Raw genomic sequence first — 17,622 nt, 5'->3', positions numbered from 1 at the left:
CATGGCCACAGGCCCCGCACCTAATCCGACGGCGTCGAGCGAAATCAACTGGTCTTTCGATCACTGCACTAGAATTGCACCGTCTACCGACAAGGCGTCTCGTCTCACAGCATGCGGGCCCGCGTATCGAACAGTTGGAGTTCCGCGGGGTGAAGTTGGTGCTGCACCACGAACGAGCGGTTCTTGATCTTCCACAGCCCCTGCCCGATCCCGAGGCCGGGTAGGAGTGAGCGTTCGAAGCCGGTGAGGCCGAGGGTTTGAGCGGTGACGCCGAGCTGATCGGATTCCTGCCGGTACACGATCCGCGTTTCCGCGTTCGCGAGCAGTGACGATGCGAGCGCTCGCATTCGTGAGCCGTGGTCGCCGACGTTTTCGAGGTCGGAGAGTTTGTGGAAGATGAGGAGGTTCGCCAGCCCGTAGTGGCGGGCGAGTCGCCATTGTGCGTCCATTCGGGCGAGGAGCGCCGGGTAGGACATGAGCCGCCAGGCCTCGTCATAGACCACGAACCGTTGCCCGCCTGACGGGTCCTGGAGCGCAGCTTCCATCCACGCCGCCGAGCACGTCATCAGCACCGCGAGCAGCGCCGAGTTCTCCGCAACCCTGGACAGGTCAAGGGACAGCATCGGCAGGGTCGGGTCGAACTTCTCGGTCGAGGGACCATCGAACAGGCCGGAGAGGTCTCCTGCAACGAGGCGACGCAGCGCGTGCCCGACCATGCGGCCGTCCTCGGTGAGCCGCCCGTCGGGATCGTCCTCGGCGGAGGGTGAGAGGATGCGGTCGACGACCATCGGAAGGATCGGTACCTCGGAGGATCGGACGGCATCGGCGAGGGCGAGGTCGATGGCGGTGTGCTCGACCGGGGTGAGGCGGCGGTCGAGCACCGTTTCGGTGAGCGCGCCGATGAGGTCACGCCGTCGCGCGGCTACTTGCGCGGCCCAGTCGGCGTCGGGGACTCCGGCGGCACGGTAGCCCTCGTCGAGCGGATTGAGCCGGGTCGGGAGCGACGGTCCGAGCACGATGGCGCGGCCGCCGACCGCGCGGGCGACGGCGGTGTGTTCGCCTTTCGGATCACCGGGCACGTAGACGCGGCGCCCGAACGGGAGGGCCCGCATGTAGAGCGCCTTCGCGAGGGAAGACTTCCCGGACCCGACGATTCCGGCGAGAATCAGATTCGGGGCGGTGATGATCCCTTGTCGGTAGAGCTCCCACGGGTCGTAGACGAAGCTGCCGCCGGAGTAGAGGTCTTGGCCGATGAAGGTGCCGGCGGAGCCGAGGCCGCCTTCGGCAAGGAACGGATAGTGCCCCGAGAGGGTCGCGCTGGTGTCCTGATGCCTGGGTAGCCGGAACCGTCCGGGTGTCCGTAACGCTGCTGCGCCTGCGTCGCCGGCACGAGGCAGGTAGTCGGTTGCACGACGCGATTCCCGTTCCGCGTCGGCCGCTGCCTTCGACGCTCGCCGTGCTGTCGCACGAGCGTCAGAACGGATGCGTGCAGCGGCCTGCTCACGGGCTCGCCGCTGCGTGCGGCGTTCGCCCTGTGGGCCGACGAGCACCGAGGTGTGCAGCTCACCCGTCTCTGCGCTTTCCTGGTCGCTGGTCATCGGCCGAGACCGCGCTCGACCGAATGGCTCACGGCGGGTGGTCGGTTCACCGTCGGGGTGCCGAGCCGTTCCCGCCGGGAACGCTCAGCACCCCGCGTTGCAGCCGGCTCCGCCGCAGTGCTGGGGGCGGCGTGCCGGGGCGGATCTTCGAGGCCAATGAGCACAGGATCGGGCAGGGCGTCGTGCTGCCGGTAGAGGCCGACGTGGCCCATGAACGGGTTGTAGACGAGCGTGTACATGTCACAGATCGCGGTCTTGTCGAGCTGCCCGACCGGCGGCTGGTCGTAGACGTACCCGTTCTCGAGCGCGGCCTTCATGGTCTCGTCCCCGAAGTCATGCCCAGCCAGGAGCTCGATTACCTGATCAGCGCCGTGGAGGGTGATGGTTTCGATAATCTGGTCGGCCTCCTTGCCTTGCAGGAACACAACGCTGATGAACTCCCGCCGCACCTCCGGCAGGGGTTCCGAATGCCAGGCGATTCGTTCGGCCGCGCCCATGCCCGCGTCGAGGTGACGTTCGGCCTGACTGATCAGCGCGGCCGCGGCACGAAGCTCGGTCGCGGTGGCGGCGGCATCACTGCGGCCCGCAGGACCGTCCCCGGCATCGTTGGTCGTCCGGTCGATGAGGGTGTCGTGCCCGGTCGCGAGCTGGCCGAGGAGCTGTTCGAGCGACCGCACGGAGCCGAGCAGATCACAGAGCACCTGATACATCTGCTCAGGCTGGTCGACGCGACGGGTCGCGTGCGCGAGCGCGCGCTTGGCCTCCGACATCTCGGCGGCATCAGCGGGGGCATCATCGAAAGTCGGCATGACGGGGCTCCTTCACAATCAGGACTACGGGGTACGAGCCAGGTGCACCGCGGTCGCCGAGGTCAGATAGTGCGGCATAGGGGCAGTGCGGCGGCCGTGAATGCTTGCGCTTGCTGGCCTACGAGGCGGCGGGTCTCGCAGGATGCCTGGATCGCGGCCTGCTCCACCTGAGACACCGCCGCATCCAGCTCGCCGATCGTGGGTGCGGAGACCGAGACGAGTCCGACGACGCGGAGTACGCTGTGGCCGGCGGTGAGTTCGGATTCCTGCTGCAACACGTCTTGGTATTCGGCTGAGGCTTGGGTGTCTTCGACTTGGCCGATCTTGCGGCGCTGGGCGGCGTCGGCGATCATCTCGGTCTTCTTCTTCCGCAGATCCCGCGCCGCCTGATCCGCCCGCACAGGCAGATAGTGCAACGACAGCGAACGGAGCACGCCGCCGGTGAGGATGACCGGAGCGAGGAACCCGGGAAACGTCTGCGCCCGCGGCCATTCGCTGATCCACAACACGGCATGATGCGCGCTATCCGAACGGAGCCGGTCCCAGGTCTCGTTGACCGCGACCGGGCCCGCGGCGGCAAGCTCCCGGCCGAGGGCGCCGTGGCGTTCGAGCGCGGGGCCTGCGGCGGGGTCGTAGGCGGTGCGGAGGATCAGGGCGACATCACCAGGGGTGAGCCATCCGGTCAGATAAAGTTCGGCGGAGCGCAGCGCAGTCTGGAACGACTGCATCTCCTGCCTGAGCACTGCCGCCGCGCCTGTCATGCCGCCGCCGGCGGAGCGGATCTGCCGGACGGCGGCACGCATGTCGAGGGAGAGAGCGATCGTGGTCGCGTGCCGTTCCCCGGCGGGGCCAGCGCGTTCGATGAGCTCGCGATACGTGGTGGCAGCCCAGGAGCCGTCGTCGCGGCCGTGTTCGCGCCACCATTCCGCAAGCCCGCTGCCGGAGTCGGGGAGGGTGCGTTCTTGTACTTGGATGCGGGCGATCCTGCCGGAGCGGCAGGCGGCGGCGAGGACTCTGCCCCAGCCGGTGACGCGGCGCTGCTGCTCGCCCGGGTCGAGGAGCACGAACGCGGGATGTGATACCCCGCAGATCGCGGTGAGGGTCTGTGCGTGCGGGTCATGGATCATCGCCGCCCCCGTCTCCGGGTCCTCCCACTCCCGCAACGCGGCGAGATCCCCGGGGAGGGCGAGGGTGCCAGCGGGGCGGGGCTTCACGACCCTGCGCCGATACGTCGTCTGCTTCGCCCGGGTGCGCAGCATCCACCGGATGGTGATGGGCACCCATTCGATGATCTTCCGCCCACCGATGGGCACCCAGGCGATCGCGGCGAGCACGGCCCAGGCCGGGGATGACCAGGCGAGCCCGGCACCGCCGTTCGTGTACAGGCCGACCACGACGATGACGAGCGCGATGGCGAGGACTATGAGCTGTGGGAGCGAAAGGCCGAGGAGGATGCCCGGGCGGGTAAGGCGGGAGAACTGCACCGGCCGAAGCTCAAACGACGGATCACCCGTACTGGTGGCGGTCATGGGTCACTCCTTCGAAGGCGGCGTGGGCGGGGCACTGCTGGACGGCCGAGATGGCGCCGGGAGCACGGTGGGAGGCTGCTGCACCGGTGCCGCACCGGGCGGCGGAACGGCCTGTTCGGATGCGGTGCCTGCTTGGCTGTCGGCGGAGTTCCCGATTGCGCCGCCGAGCTTCGGCCCGGCCGTCGCAGCCTCCTTTACGACCAGTGCACCTGCGACAACCGCGGCCGCGGGTCCCGCAGCGGCGGTGCTGCCGGCCGGACCCGATCCCGCCGCAGCGCTTCCGCCCGTACCCGCACCCGTCGCAGCAGCGCCCTCGGTCGCGGCAGGAGCCGCCGGTGTCGGTGCTGGGGGCGTACCGCCGGAGCCGGACTCAGGGCTGTCGAGCACCTGCTTCGGAGCCGGGCCAATCGGCCTGGATGGGAGCGGGATGGGACGGTTGAGGGCGTTCTTCGCTTCCTGCTCCATCGACGTCGCCTGATACATGTCGAACCCCACGAACGACAGGAACTTGTACGCCATGTACGGGGCGAATGCGGCGATGAACAGCAGCACGATGCCCGCGATCGGTTCCGACAGCGACTTCAAATCGATACTGATCGGGGCGGAGACCTGGGCGGTGGCGATGAGGAAGATCACGACCACGACGAGCTTCGACGCGATCAGGGCGACCACGAACGTCGCCCATTTCCCGAACCAACCGCGCGCGGATTCCCAGGTGAGCCCGGCGAGCGCGATCGGCCCGAACACGATCGCGACCAGCAGCAGGGCTTTGCGGATGAGGAGGGAGAACCAGAGGATGAAGATCGCGGCGATCATGAGTCCGGCGAGGAAGATCGTCAGCAATGCGCCGGCGCCGCCGGCCACTGTGGTGACGGTGACCGCGGCGATCAGGAGGGCGAGTCGGTCGCCGACGCTCTCGATGGTCTGCCCGGTGGCCTGGATGATCCCGACACAGAGTTGGTCGGTGATCTCCAGCAGCAGTGCGGTTATGGTGATGAGGACGAACGAGCCCAGCATCGACTTCGCCAGTCCGAGGGCGGCGCGGGTCAGGGCGGTCGGGTCGCGGCGGGCGAGGCCGGCGATGAGTTGGAAGCAGAAGAACAGCAGTGTGATGAACACGGCTATCCCGAAGAGGATGTTGTAGACCTTCACGTACCCGTCGGAGGTGACATCGACGGCGGTCGTGGTGGAGAACACGTCCCACATGCCCTGGAACAGCGTCGATACGGCGAGGCCCATCGCGGACGCGATCCACCCGAAGAACGCGCCGGCGGGGCCGTCTCCGATTGCGGTGCAGACGGTTGAGATGCCGGGGACGTCGCAGATACTCACCCTGAACCAGCGTCCCAGCTAGTTGACGGCCTGGCCGACGGTCCAGAAGAAGTTGATGAGCGTGACTGCCGCACCGCAGAGGATCGCGGCCCCGCAGGACACCAGCACGCCGGTTTTGCCCCGGGACGCGAGGTGCGGGTTGCTGCTGTTAGCGCCGAAGCCCCAGACGATCGCGGAGACGATGAGCGCGAGCACGGAGAGGATGAGGCCGACGGTCATCACCGCCCCGACGATGTCGCGCAGTTGAGCGATCCCGGGAAGCCCGTTGCTGTTCGGGTCGATATCGATCACGACTGTCCTCCTGCCTGGAAGCGGACGCGGCTCGTCCACCAGACAGGTGCACCCACCATGCCGAAGCAGAGGCCGGGGTCGTGAGCCGGGTCAGATACGGTCGCCGACGGTGAGGAGGAAGTTCGCCCAGGCGATGCCGGCGCCGGCGAGGGCCGCGGTGCCGATCGCGACGAACAGCCCGACGCGGGCTTTCTGCGCCCCGTAGGGGTTCCCGATCGAAGATGCGATCGCCCAGACGATTGCGGAGACGATCACCGTGAGCACGGCGGAGATGAGGATGAGCATGAGCAGTGCCCCAATCACGCTCGCGAGCTCACCGGACGCGCCGACCGCCCCGAAGTCCGGGAACACGTTCACGATTCGCCCCCGACCCGGGCGCGGCATCCCGTCGGGGCGCCGGTGCCCTCGCCGGGCTTGGCGCCGTGCGCGGTAAGCCAATCGACGGCGTTCACAGGCGGTTGTCCTTGCCCGCCGGGGCGGATCTCGACGTGCAGGTGCGGGCCGGTGGAGCGACCGGACGAGCCGACATCGCCGATGTGCTGCCCCGCAGTGACGGTCTCCCCGTTCGTGACGAAGATGCCGTCCTGCCACATGTGGGCGTAGTAGGACGCGACCCGCACACCATCGACGGTGTGCTCGATCACGATGAGTCCGCCCCACCCGCCGGTGTACTCCGCGACCGTAACACGGCCATCGGCGATCGCGGAGATCGGAGTGCCGGCCGGGGCGGCGAGATCGCTGCCGGAGTGGAACGTGTGCTCGCCGGTGAAGGGGTCGGTGCGCCACCCGAAACTGTCGGTGCTCGTGTAAGAGCCGGCCGGGAGCGGGAACACGATTCGCGAGGTCTCAGGAACCGGGCCCGGCCCCCCAGTGCCTGTGCCGCTGGTGGGGGCTGGTTTGATGAGTGCTGCGAGGATGGCGTCGGCGACGGGCTGCCAGTTCCGGTACCGATCAGGGAACGCCGACACCTCGACCGCCTGCGCCGCCGATCCCGGGTCGAGTTGCTGCCAGCCGGGGATGTCGAGCAGCCCGCGCGGGGAAGGGTAGTTCGGGCCGTCTTTCCCGCCGAAGAACGCGCGCGCCTGATAGGTCGGGTCCATGAGCTCTGCGACGGTGCCCCACCCGGACGCGGGTCGCATCTGAAACAGTCCCAGCGAGTCGTGATCGGACCCGTTCCCGTCATTCGGGAACGACCCGGACTCAGGGTACGTGCCCGTGTTCGCGAGCATCCGCAGCCGAGACTCGGTGAGGGCGGCGATGAGCGCGACCCGGACGCCAGCCTGCCCGACCCCCGGGATACCCGCCCCCGTGGTGATGATCGTGGCCGCGTGGGTAAGCTGCCGCTTCTCGAGCGTCACCGACACCCCGTCCGCCGTGGTCGCGGTCAGCTCGTCGGGGACCTCGCCCACAGTCAGGGACCCGGTGGTGCAGAACCCGAGCGGGCCAGCGAACGCCGCGACCGTCACGACCGCGGCCGACGGCCCAACACAGAACAGCACCAGAACGAGGATGAGCAGCTTCTTCACCATCAGCACACCCCGGTCACTGCATCGGCTGGTCAACGGCCGAGAGCCGCAGCAGCCGGCAGGCGTCACCGGCCGGGCAGGCGATGAAGACCGTGAACGACACCGGACGCACGTCCGTGACCGATTGCCCCTCCCAGATGCCGGCCCGATGCCGGGTCCCGGTGACCGTGAACGCCCCTGCCCCAGGCGGAATCAGGCCTGGCGCCGCCTGCTCGGTAACGGCCGACCACGTGGGCGGGGCAGAGAGGGTATCGACGGTCAGCCATTGCCGCGTGCGAACGTCGCGGAGCTTCGCCCAGCTCTCCTGATCCGGGTAGTAGCCGCGCAGATCCGAAACGAGCCCCGGCGCCTCCTCGGGGTCGGCGACATCGATCAGCGGCCGCATGAACTCGGCCACGTCCCGTCCGATGGTCGTGTCCCAGGCGAACAGACGCGTCGCGACCGTGCGTGCGAATTGCTCCGCATCGGACTCGGCTTCGATGGGAGCAAGGGCGTGCGTGCGGTCCGGTGCGACCGGTGTTGAGCTCTCATACGATGAGGCAGGCTCCGCCGTGCCGGGGCCGCGGAGCAGGCCGTAGATGCCAGCACCGACGAGCAGGAGCAGCACGACACCCGTCGCCATGAGAACGACGGGGAGACGGCGCGACTTCTCGCCGGGACCAGAGATGCGACGCATGAAGTCCTCCCGAGAACAAGCGGATCGATACTCGGCAGGTGCGCCCGCGGTTCCCGCCGGTCAGGCCGTATGCACGTCACCGGCGGCGGATCTCGGTGGGGCGTCGGCCTGATTGCGTGCGTCGCGGATGCGCGTGAAGAACGCGATCGTCTCCGCCAGCACCGTTTCGGCCTGTTCCCACTCGGCCGCGGTCAGGGACGTGGCGAGGTTTTCGGCGTCGTACCTGGTCGTCCAGCCCTGCATGTCCGCCCATAAGGCGACGAACGCCCGCGGCGGCAACACCACCAACGCCAACGCCGGATGAGCCGGCTGCTTTTGGGCAGAACGCTTGGTCTTGGCGCGGTTCCCTGCGGTGACGCGAGCGATCGCATCCGCGGCGAGAGTCGCGAGTTCCGCTGCCCTCGTATCGGCTGCGCCCGCGTCGCGCACCTGCGCAGCGGACGCGGCGGCCTGGGTCCGCACGAGTTCCGATTGGGCGGGGTCGGCGGCGATCCGGTCGAGCTCGTCGAGGGACAGCACGGCGTTCATGCGCAGGTGCGCGCCGTGCACCTTCCCACCCGCCTCGATCCGGGTCAACTCCTCGGCGGCCTGCGCGCGAATGTGATCGGGGCGGGAGTCGTCGTTCGCGAGATCCTTCAGCCGGCCGACCTGCTCCAGCATCGTCTGAGAGCCGCGCCCCGTCACCATCCGTGCCGCCTGCACACGGGCTTCACCGGCCGAACGCGGTGCCGTCGAATCGACGGCACCGGAGACTGCCGCAGAAACCGTGCCCTCCCGCATCGCGTTGCCGAACCGTGAGGCCTCCTGCCTGCGCGCGGCGTCTTCGGCCATCACGACCTTCAACTCCCTGTACAGCGACTCCGCCTCGATCAGGCTGAGCGGCTTGTGCAGCGCGTTGTCGTTCTGCTCCGCGAGAAGCTGACTCAGCCGGTCCGTGATCCCCGACCGTACCCACACGTTCGTGGTGCGCCGGCCGAGCCTGCGCAGTGCTTCCAACCGGCGGCGCCCGCAGACGAGCGCCCCGTCCGGGGTGAGGGTGATGGGCTGCAACAGGCCCTCACGATCGATGGACTCCATCAGGGCATCGAGGTCGCCGAGGTCGGTGCGGTGCCGCTTGCCAATCTGGATGGAATCAAGGGAGCGTTCCAGCTCGATGTGTCCGGGACTACTGGTAGCCACGACACTCACCACCTACCGGCACCGCCCGCAACACCTCAGCCACCAGCGCCTCATCGAGCAGCAGAGCTTCGACGGGTTCGCCGCTCACAAGCCGGTGTAGCGCTCCGCGGCATGCGCGAGTGTGGGCGAGGTTCGGGTCCGGGCTTCCCAGCACGGTCCGCAGCATCGCCAGCCAAGACGCAGACGGCAGGTCGAGGAACGCGCGGCCGTGATAGTCCCGCCGCAGCGACTCGAACGCCGATGCCCGCGACGGCGACCCCGCCAGGCGCGTCACGATGTACTCGACCCCGGAACGCGCCGCCTCCGGCGGCCACCCGAGACACTCGAACAAGTTCACGCACTCCAAGACCGCGGCCTCGACCCGACTGGCGATCTCGCTCTCCTCGTCCGTGTCGCCGACAAAGGGGTCGGCGACACGGAACGCGGGATGGTAGTCGATGAGCGGGTTCTCCCGGTCGGAGAAGCGTTCCGCGTCATGGTGGGCTGAGAATTTCGGGCGACGTGCCTGGTGGACGGAGCAGAGCATCCCGTTCGCGCGTTGTTCGGCGATGCAAGTGACCTGCACCGCCCGGGTGATGACCGCCCACGGATCCTCGGCGCCTCGTACGGAGCCGGTGCGCATCGCATCGAACGCCGCCGCGGCCGCCTCCCACGGGTCAAGCCCGTGCCGGCGGGCGAGCGCCCCATACTTCTCCGCGGCATGCCGCATGAGGGCAGCGACCTCGGGGTCTTGCCGCCACGCCCACCGGCCTTCCTCGTGCAACCGGATGAGCAGAGTTCGCAGGCCCTCGGGATGCTCGAACCCCCGCCGCGGCCCGGATGTCTGGGGCTTCGCGTCGGGGGTTCTCTTGTTGGTTCTCGTCATGGTGATGGCACCTCCTACGGGGAAGGTGCGCAAGGGGTCCCACGGGCCGGGCAGGTCCCGCGCAAACAGGCGGCTCAGAGCACTCATGACGGATCACCTCAGACCCATCCCCGAACGCGCCGACTCCCGGCGTGTCGGCCGGTACCGCCCCGCGATCGACAGATCCGGAAGCCGTCCCACCCGATCACTCCGCCCGCGGGGGTGCTGGTCCTTGCGTGCGGTGCGGGCGTCCTGGAGTCGTTGGTCGAGCTCGGCCCGTAGATCGAGCCCCCACCCGGTTGCGCGTGCGCTGGCCTGCATCGCGAAATCCGTTGGCCGCACCCACCGCACCTGCGTCCGCCGTCGCGCCTCCGCATCCGCTTCGGGCTCAAATGCGATGACTTCAGTGGTGGTCACGGTCGGGTCGCCGTGCACTAGGAGCGTCGACCGCTCCGCCTCCACCACTGAACCAGGCTCACGCTGATCGAGCGCGCCGGCGCGTTCAGCTGCCATCGCCGCGGCGAGCGCCGGGTGCAACCGCGACCGCGGGCCGCCCCGGTCCTCGGCGGAATTATGCTCAGTATCCATTGGTGGGCCTCTCATCCTCGAGTTCTCTTTCCGGTTGGTCCGGCTTTATGGTCTCCGGCTCGGGTGTGGCATGATCCGTGAACCAACGGCCGACGGTCGAGGGATGCACGCCGAGGTGGCGGGCGATCTTCTTGTTCGACCAGCCGTCTGCTCGCAGTGCTGCGGCCCTCGCGCGCCCCGAACCGGACGGGCGGGACGCAGCATCCACTTCCGCGTGAGCCGGGCCGTCAGGTGCGAGCGCCGCCCCAGACGGTTCGAGCTGCACGGACGTTGGTAGCGCTTCGGCCTGCAGCTCGCCTGCATCGTCAACGCTCGCCGCGAAGTGTGAGGATGCCTCGACTTGGTGGCGGGTGAGGATGACGGTGAGATGGGTGATCGCGAGTAGTACCAACGGAGGCACAGCCGCGGCCGCTGCGGCCAGCAGTGCCGGCACATCGGCGTCGGCCGCAACGATCGCATGGATCGAGTTCGCCGTCACCGACAGACCCGCCCCGACGATCAGGAGCATCCAGGGGTACCAGGCGCGACGGGTGCCGGCGAGCGCGACCACCGCGACGGTCGCGACGACAATGATTCCGTCCACGATCAACGGCCACGCCCACGCCTGGCCCGCGGCGATCCCGGACCGGCGGGCGAGATCCGTGAGCGCCGTGAACGACAGCCAGAACGCCCCCGCCGCAATCAGCACCGTTCCCGCGACCGCGGTCCCCGCCGCGGCCCGCCTGCCCTCGACTCTCCGTGCGCCGCTCACGCGAGCATCTGTTCCTGCGCGGCAGGTCCGCGCCGCATCGCTGCGGGCGGGCGGCGGGCGGGACTTCCGGGCGTGGATGCTGGCGCAGGGGTACGGTAGGCGGAGCGGATGGTGCGTTCGATCTCCCGCGGCGGAAGCCCGATGCCCTCAGCGACCGGTCCGAGTGTTTCGAACGCCGCCGACAGAGAGGCACCGTTCTCCGCGAGACGGCAGGACGCCCAGTACAGGCCCTGGTTTCGTTCGCCCTCGCCCTGTCCTTCCAGCCATGCCGCGATCCGCTGGGTGCGTTCTTCGAGTGTGCGCCGGAACAGGTCTGCCGCCCGCGTCGCCGGTGCTGGTCGCGGGTCCAGGAACTCCCGCAACGCCACAGCATCCACTGGCCAGGCCTCGCAAGTCGAGAGAACCAGGAGCTCATATGCCGTCGGCAGTCCGTCGATCATGACCCGGGAGGGCGGTGCGACGACATAGCCGGCGGTGCCGCGGAAGTCGAGTTGCGCCGCACCGGACGCCCACGACCGCTGCTCGTACTCGGCTGCCGGATAGTAGGCATGCAGCCCGCCCGAAGGGGTGACGATCTGCGCCGCCCACCCTTCAAGGAGCCCCGCCCGGTGTGCGCGCTGCCAGGAAGCGGGGCCGCGCGGCAGGTCGCCCTTGACGTCGACATCGACGACCTCGATCCCGGATACCGGGCCGGTCGGGATGCCGATGTTCGCATCCGGCCACCGCATCCACCACGTTTCAACATGTGCGGGCTCGGTGCTGGCGTCCTTGAAGCCGTGCGCGACGAGCGGCCGTTTCTCACCCGGCACGCACGGAAACACCGGCACACCCAGCAGCACGTAGTGACGGGCGGCGTCTGCGAGGCTCATGCGGGCGACCGGAGCGAGAAGCTGTTTGGCGTCCATCACAGCCCCCGCACTAGAGACGAGGAACGAGCAGACCGCGCCGTCGGCTGCCTCCGCGCCGACGACGGGGCCAGCGGCTTTCGGTCGGACTGCTTCGCGACCTCAGCTTCGGGGCCCTCACGGAGGAGGCCCGGCGGGGTGCCGTCACCGACCTGCTCGGTGTCGAGCTGGTCCAGTATCTCGAGGGCGACCTTCCGCACCCGCTCCGCGGTTGCCTGTACGATCTGGACGGGTCTCTTCCCGTCGGCAGCCATCGCCCAGCCCGACACGTATGGGATCGTGTACGCGCTGGTGTCCATCCCGTGCGCGGCGGCGACCATGAGCGCAACGGATTCGGCTTCGACTTCGCCGATCCCGCGATGCTGGCGAGCTTCCCGTTTGTCGGGGCCATGCATCTTCACGTGCGCGAGCTCGTGCACGAGGGTCTTCACCCGTGCGGCATCGTCCATGTTCGTCCGCACCGCCACCTGCTTTGTTTCGAAGTTCGTGAGCCCGTTCGCGCCGTGGATGATGCCTTCGTGCGGCACCGGCAAGAACTGGAACCCAGACTCGATCACCTCCCGGATCAGGCCATCACGAAGCCCCGCCGGGGCTTCACCTTCGAGAAGCTGCGGCGACGGTGGGACCGGCACGTCCGGGCCATCGGTTTGGGAGATATCGAAGACGTAGGCGACTTTCGCGCCGATCATCCTCGACCTGACGACCTCGCCCGGCTTCGGCGCCTCTTTCGGGGCGAGCTTGCGCCACGACAACGGATCAGCGGGCGTCTTCGACGCGAACTTCCCGGTCACCGGGGCCAGGATCGCGTACCCCCTCTGCCCCTTCAGAACATGGCGGCCCAGCTGCTCCCACTGCCGGAAGCCGGCAATGTACGTCGGCATCGGCTCCGGCACCAGGCCGGTCTCCCAGGCGGCCTGGTGCTGGGCAAAGATCAGCCACGAGTTGTTCACGCTACGGGAGCGGAACTTCGCCGCGAACGTCAGCGCCTGCTTCCAGTCCTCGCCGGTAACCAGCTTCTCGACCTCCGCGTTCAGCTGCTCGCGCACCTCATCGAGCTTCGCCTCCCGCGCGGCGCGCGCTTCCTCGGGGATTCTCCTCGCAGCCATGACCGCCTCCTCTCGTCACCGTGGCGGCCCGAAAACGGGGCGCCCGTGCAAGCGAGGTACGCCGGAGATGCCGGCGGCGAATCGAGACGGACAGCGAACAGTCAGAGCGGTAAGTTGGCCGTCAGGAACCCCATAGCGTCACCCGACGTAGCACAACGGATAACAGCCGCACCGGCCGTTCAGGTACGGAACTGGTCGACTGCGGCGATTTCCTGCGCTCAAGATGGCGAAATGCTGGGCACGACCGCCGCGTGCTGCATCGCCCGGTACCGACCCGGCGTGAGGCCCGTGCACTCCCGGAACGCGGCCGCAGCCCGATTCCTAGACGCCCACCCCACCGCGCTTCCAGCTTCCGCGATCGACGCATTCGACTCCCGCAGCAGCCGCGCCATCTCCTCGACCCGCAGCATCGTCAGATACGCCAACGGCGTCTTCCCGTAAGCGTCCGAGAACACCCGGACGAGTTGGGACGAAGACAAATGAGCGGCACTCGCCAGCTCGGAGATCGACCAAGAATGCCGGATATCCGAATGCAGCAGTTCGCGCGCCGCGCATGCCTCAGCGCGCAGCGGCACGAGCCGACGCCCTCGCGAGACCGTCGGCCGCGACCGCTGGATCGGAAGAGTGCGAGTCGGCGAAACCCGGATGAACGGGGACACCTGATCGATCACAGCGTGCCACAGCGCCTGCATCCGGTGAAACCGCTCCCGGTACTGCCCGTCAACACTAAGGGTGACCAGCTCGTCGAGCCAAGGCATCAGCATCCCAACCCGGTCCTCTCCAAGCCGCATCAACTGCGCAGGCTCGGTGTAGATCATCTCTGCGACACTCTGTGACGCTGAACGATCCTGGACGAGGTCAACGTGCCGCCAAAAGAACTGATCCAGAACAAAGTCCAAGTCGATGTCGACTACGGTGACCGTGAAATGACCTTCGGGCTGCGCGCCGCATCGCGCGTTTGCGCTGATCAGTATTACATCGCCACCGCGTGCGAGTCCCTCACCAAACTCGCTGAACACGAGTGCAGACCCGTCACGGACCGTCACGAGTTTCACGCAGTCATACGCTTTCGGTCGCACGGCTCGGTGAAAGCACCGCGTACGCGCGAAGAGAGGTGCACATCGTTTGTCTCGCAATCCGATAAGCACCACCTTCATCTCTCTAGCAGCAGATGCGGCGAGCCGACATCCGAATGGCGAACCTCGCCGTAGCCGTACCTGCCACCGGACGGCCGACCGCATCCCGGTGATCGACACGGTCACCGTCAGCCAACGCGTGAAGACGCGGTAAGGGTGCGGAGTCAAACGCAATCATCGGACGCCAAGCGGTCAGCGCGGGGCCACGCTGTTTGCGGTTGAAGACCGTAACGAGGTTGACCGACCGCAAAGCGCTGAACGAAGTCATCGAGCGCCTATCAGCGAGCGGAACTCGAGGTGACACAACACCGGCGCGCTTGCGCGCACGAGAGTCGCCGCGATCCCGGCTGATGGAGGCAGCCGGGCGAGTGCATCGCCTGCTTGGCAGTCTCTGCCAGCACCTCCGCATACGACGTAGCATCGAGCCTTTCATGGCCGCAAGCCTCATCCCGCTACCCCTTTAACGTACAGAACGGTCACCGCACTATCGGCCCAGATCCGCAGGGACCGCAACCCGCCGAGTGAGGGAGACGGGATCGGATGGGTGCATCAACTCCCGAGCTCGTGCTCCCATTTCGTCGGGAGGGAGGCCAGGCAGACGTAGAAACGCTCCCACAGAATCCGTCCATCGCGAAGTCGTTCGACAGAGATTCAGTATCTAAGGCTGAGTACTTGCGTAGCGGAGGCATGAAAATCGGTGTTCCGATACGCTCCGTGAGCAGGTTTATTGCTGGCGGGCACGGCGGTATGTAATACGGAGTCTCGAACTGAATCGCCCTTGGTTTCGTTTCGTAGAGCGCGTCTGCGGGCCGTGTGCACGATCGACGCGAGATAACACCTGCGTCACGTGCGGCACCAGCACTTCGAGAACACCTGCACTCGTTGCTTCGTCATCCGGCCCACTAGAGAGCTACTCGCGGCCGCGAGGAGGTTATCGGTGGGGTTTGTGAGGGCTCCCCGACACGCTCGTTCTTCGACGCCGCGAGGTCTCCACCATGAGATTCCTCCTCAAACCTACGCCGAGAGCTCAGTGCCCAACCATCGGAGTAGGGGAGGAGCCTGACTCGGTTTTCCGGAAACCTGAGTTGAGGTAATGATCGTCTCAGACGAGTCCATGGAATGCCTGCTGCTCACTCGCCGGAGTTCCGGAGTCGTGCCGTGCATCTGGTCGCGCAGGGGAATCCGGTCGCGTGAACCGCTGGGGATTTTGGGATTAGCGAGTCCCGCCTCCGGAACTGAATGAACCGTGACACAGTCGGCAGAGGCCGCAAACCCGGTTTGACGACAGACGAACACAAAAAACTGGTCGGGGCGCGTCGCCGGATACGCGTGTTGGAGATAGGGAACGAGATCCTCATGCGCGCATCAGTGTACTGAATCGGCCTGACTTTCGTGCTTATCGGGAGCCTTGTCCTGCAGGAGCCGGATTGACTGGTTCGAGGTCAACGTAATACGCGTCCTCGACCTCGGCGGGGGTTCGCAGGTCGACCTCGCCGTAGAGGCGGGAGTTGTTCCACTACTACACCCGCACGAGGGCCGCGAGCTCGATCTGTTCGGCTGTCCGATCGGCCCTTGCTTAAAGTTCAACTCGGTCTTATAGAGGTTGTTCACGGCCTCGGCCATCGCGTTATCCAACGAATCGCCCACCATTACTGTCGACGGGACCACGCCGAGTTCGAGGATCTGGTCGGTGTAGACCATGCCTGTGTAGTTCGATCCGTGATCCGCGTGATGGATGAGTCCGTCGAGCCGGCCGCCGGCCTCCCATCCGGCCATGTCGAGCGCCTGCATTGGCACTATCTCGGATCGCAGTGTCGACGCGACGTTCCACCCGATGATGCGGCGGGAGTAGACGTCGTCGACGAACGGGACGCAGTCGAACCCAGACCAGGCGGCGACATCGGTCACGTCGCAGACCCAGAGCCGCCGCGTCGCTGGCGCGGTGAAGCAACGCTTAACCAGATTGTTGGGCAGTGCGGTCGTCTTGTCCGAGCAGATCGTAAGCACCGTCTTCGACGTCTTCACGCCACGGACCCCGGCCAGAAGCATAAGACGTCCGGTCTGGCCACGGCCGATCTCCCACCCCTGCTGACGCATCAGCGCATGCATCTTCCGGTGTCCGTAGACGCCGTAGTTCTCCGCATGCAGCGTGGCGACCTCCGGGGCGAGGAGTTCGTCTTTCAGCTGCCGGGCTGAGGGCGCACGGCCAGCGGTGTCGTGGTAGCTGCGGGAGGTGAAGAAGCCCTGCACTGCCGGTCGGAGGACGCGCCAGATGAGTTCGACCCCAAAACGATCCCGATGTGCGTTGATGAACCGGATCATCTCGGTCAGAGGCGGTAGAGCTCCTTCGCGAGAAACACTCATCATGTTCGGATGTGCCGGCCGCGTCTGCGCGAGCATCCGCAGCGCCCGGTCACGCATCTGCGGCCAATACTTCCTGTTCAGCGTGTTCCATCCGAGCGCAGAGGACGTGCTTGAAGGAACGGAACGAAAGTCAGCCTGATTCACTCAAAGGCCGGCCACGCAAGACGCTTCGATATCTGACACCATCGGAGAAATTCACGGAACTCGTTGCGACCACCGGTTCAATCCGCCATCTCGTTCGCCTCACACAGCTCACGGTTCCCCCGCTCGAGACGGCGGATCCGCTCGGACTCGAACGAGGTCACCCCGGCCCGGTCGCCCGCGTCGACTTGCGCCTGGCGCACCCACCGAGGCAGCAACTCAGCGCCGATGCACAACGGCGCGAGACCGCCTCGCAGCCGGCCGTCAAGTTCGGATAGGCATCGCAAATGATCCAGAACCGGCCGTGTCGCCCGCTGTTTGGTCTCCTCCCGAATCTTCTTGGGCATGATCTCTATTTTCCTTACACACGCGAAGGGGAAAGGCACCGAACCGGAGACGGTTCAGATCAGCCACTTAATTGATCGGGATCGGCCACTTAGTTGATCGAGGTCGGCCACTCAATTGTTCAATACTGGCGACTCAATTCTGCCCGACTCGGTCCCTTTCGCGCGCCCATGGATAAGACTGAAAACAATACCGCTCAGGTCGCGCTTTCTTGTGCGTATGGTCCCGAAGGCGACTTGAGGTGCTATCGCGGACACGGTGTTTTGTTCGACTGCGGCGCTAACGTCAGGGCAACTGGCTTTGCCGCTGTCAACGTTCTTGGACCCAGCAATTGACAACTTGGCAACCGCACTACAACCGGGCTCGCTTCGGGGCTGTGCGTCGACCACAATCTTAGGGGTGTCATCGAAACAATGAAGAACAGCAAAACGGTAGGAAAATGCCGCTGTCTGATTGAGGTCACGCGGTGAGGGCTCCTTACCGTTCAAAGTTTTTCAAGCTT

16 protein-coding genes are annotated in these 17,622 nt (G+C 66.8%); all 16 read right to left on the bottom strand.

The window, feature by feature from the left end; all coding sequences use genetic code 11:
• Nucleotides 1–104 precede the first annotated feature (104 nt).
• The gene (locus U870_RS0100250; RefSeq protein ID WP_025155413.1) at nt 105–1,598 is read right to left on the bottom strand and encodes an ATP-binding protein; all 1,494 of its coding nucleotides are present in this window, start codon (nt 1,596–1,598) and stop codon (nt 105–107) included.
• Entirely contained in the window at nt 1,595–2,407 is an 813-nt protein-coding gene (locus tag U870_RS0100245) for a hypothetical protein (protein ID WP_025155412.1), read from the bottom strand. Before U870_RS0100245 ends, U870_RS0100250 begins: the two co-directional genes overlap by 4 nt.
• Nucleotides 2,408–2,469: 62 nt before the next feature.
• The gene (locus tag U870_RS0100240) at nt 2,470–3,936 is read right to left on the bottom strand and encodes an SCO6880 family protein (RefSeq protein ID WP_025155411.1); all 1,467 of its coding nucleotides are present in this window, start codon (nt 3,934–3,936) and stop codon (nt 2,470–2,472) included.
• A gap of 3 nt (nt 3,937–3,939) precedes the next feature.
• Nucleotides 3,940–5,268, bottom strand: a complete 1,329-nt coding sequence (locus U870_RS0100235; RefSeq protein ID WP_025155410.1) for a conjugal transfer protein TrbL — start codon at nt 5,266–5,268, stop codon at nt 3,940–3,942.
• An 18-nt stretch (nt 5,269–5,286) separates the two neighbouring features.
• A complete protein-coding gene (locus U870_RS0100230; RefSeq protein WP_025155409.1) occupies nt 5,287–5,559 on the bottom strand; it encodes a DUF6112 family protein in 273 nt (90 codons plus the stop codon).
• A gap of 90 nt (nt 5,560–5,649) precedes the next feature.
• Entirely contained in the window at nt 5,650–5,916 is a 267-nt protein-coding gene (locus U870_RS0100225; RefSeq protein ID WP_025155408.1) for a DUF6112 family protein, read from the bottom strand.
• Nucleotides 5,913–7,088 (bottom strand): M23 family metallopeptidase, encoded by a 1,176-nt coding sequence (locus tag U870_RS0100220; RefSeq protein ID WP_025155407.1) that lies wholly within the window; start codon nt 7,086–7,088, stop codon nt 5,913–5,915. Before U870_RS0100220 ends, U870_RS0100225 begins: the two co-directional genes overlap by 4 nt.
• A gap of 13 nt (nt 7,089–7,101) precedes the next feature.
• Complete coding sequence (locus tag U870_RS0100215) at nt 7,102–7,761, bottom strand: hypothetical protein (RefSeq protein ID WP_025155406.1); 660 nt, start codon at nt 7,759–7,761, stop codon at nt 7,102–7,104.
• A gap of 60 nt (nt 7,762–7,821) precedes the next feature.
• A complete protein-coding gene (locus U870_RS0100210; RefSeq protein ID WP_025155405.1) occupies nt 7,822–8,940 on the bottom strand; it encodes a ParB N-terminal domain-containing protein in 1,119 nt (372 codons plus the stop codon).
• Complete coding sequence (locus tag U870_RS0100205) at nt 8,927–9,805, bottom strand: hypothetical protein (RefSeq protein WP_043709086.1); 879 nt, start codon at nt 9,803–9,805, stop codon at nt 8,927–8,929. Before U870_RS0100205 ends, U870_RS0100210 begins: the two co-directional genes overlap by 14 nt.
• 556 nt (nt 9,806–10,361) lie before the next feature.
• A complete protein-coding gene (locus U870_RS0100195) occupies nt 10,362–11,123 on the bottom strand; it encodes a DUF2637 domain-containing protein (protein ID WP_025155402.1) in 762 nt (253 codons plus the stop codon).
• Nucleotides 11,120–12,028 (bottom strand): bifunctional DNA primase/polymerase, encoded by a 909-nt coding sequence (locus tag U870_RS0100190; protein WP_052357479.1) that lies wholly within the window; start codon nt 12,026–12,028, stop codon nt 11,120–11,122. The genes U870_RS0100195 and U870_RS0100190 overlap by 4 nt, the downstream gene beginning before the upstream one ends.
• Nucleotides 12,028–13,134, bottom strand: coding sequence for an ArdC-like ssDNA-binding domain-containing protein (locus tag U870_RS0100185; protein ID WP_025155400.1), 1,107 nt, complete (start codon nt 13,132–13,134; stop codon nt 12,028–12,030). The genes U870_RS0100190 and U870_RS0100185 overlap by 1 nt, the downstream gene beginning before the upstream one ends.
• A gap of 218 nt (nt 13,135–13,352) precedes the next feature.
• Nucleotides 13,353–14,189, bottom strand: coding sequence for a helix-turn-helix transcriptional regulator (locus U870_RS0100180; RefSeq protein ID WP_025155399.1), 837 nt, complete (start codon nt 14,187–14,189; stop codon nt 13,353–13,355).
• Nucleotides 14,190–15,635: 1,446 nt separating this feature from the next.
• Nucleotides 15,636–16,691, bottom strand: a complete 1,056-nt coding sequence (locus U870_RS23925; protein WP_115644376.1) for an IS3 family transposase — start codon at nt 16,689–16,691, stop codon at nt 15,636–15,638.
• A gap of 164 nt (nt 16,692–16,855) precedes the next feature.
• On the bottom strand, nt 16,856–17,122 hold the full coding sequence (locus U870_RS25145; RefSeq protein WP_052357476.1) for a hypothetical protein: 267 nt from the start codon (nt 17,120–17,122) through the stop codon (nt 16,856–16,858).
• Between the last annotated feature and the right edge of the window lie 500 nt (nt 17,123–17,622).

The organism is Leifsonia aquatica H1aii (assembly GCF_000633535.1).
Taxonomy (GTDB): Bacteria; Actinomycetota; Actinomycetes; order Actinomycetales; family Microbacteriaceae; genus Leifsonia; species Leifsonia aquatica_A.
Note: the sequence above shows the minus strand (reverse complement) of the source record. Positions and strands in the feature narration are given on the sequence as shown.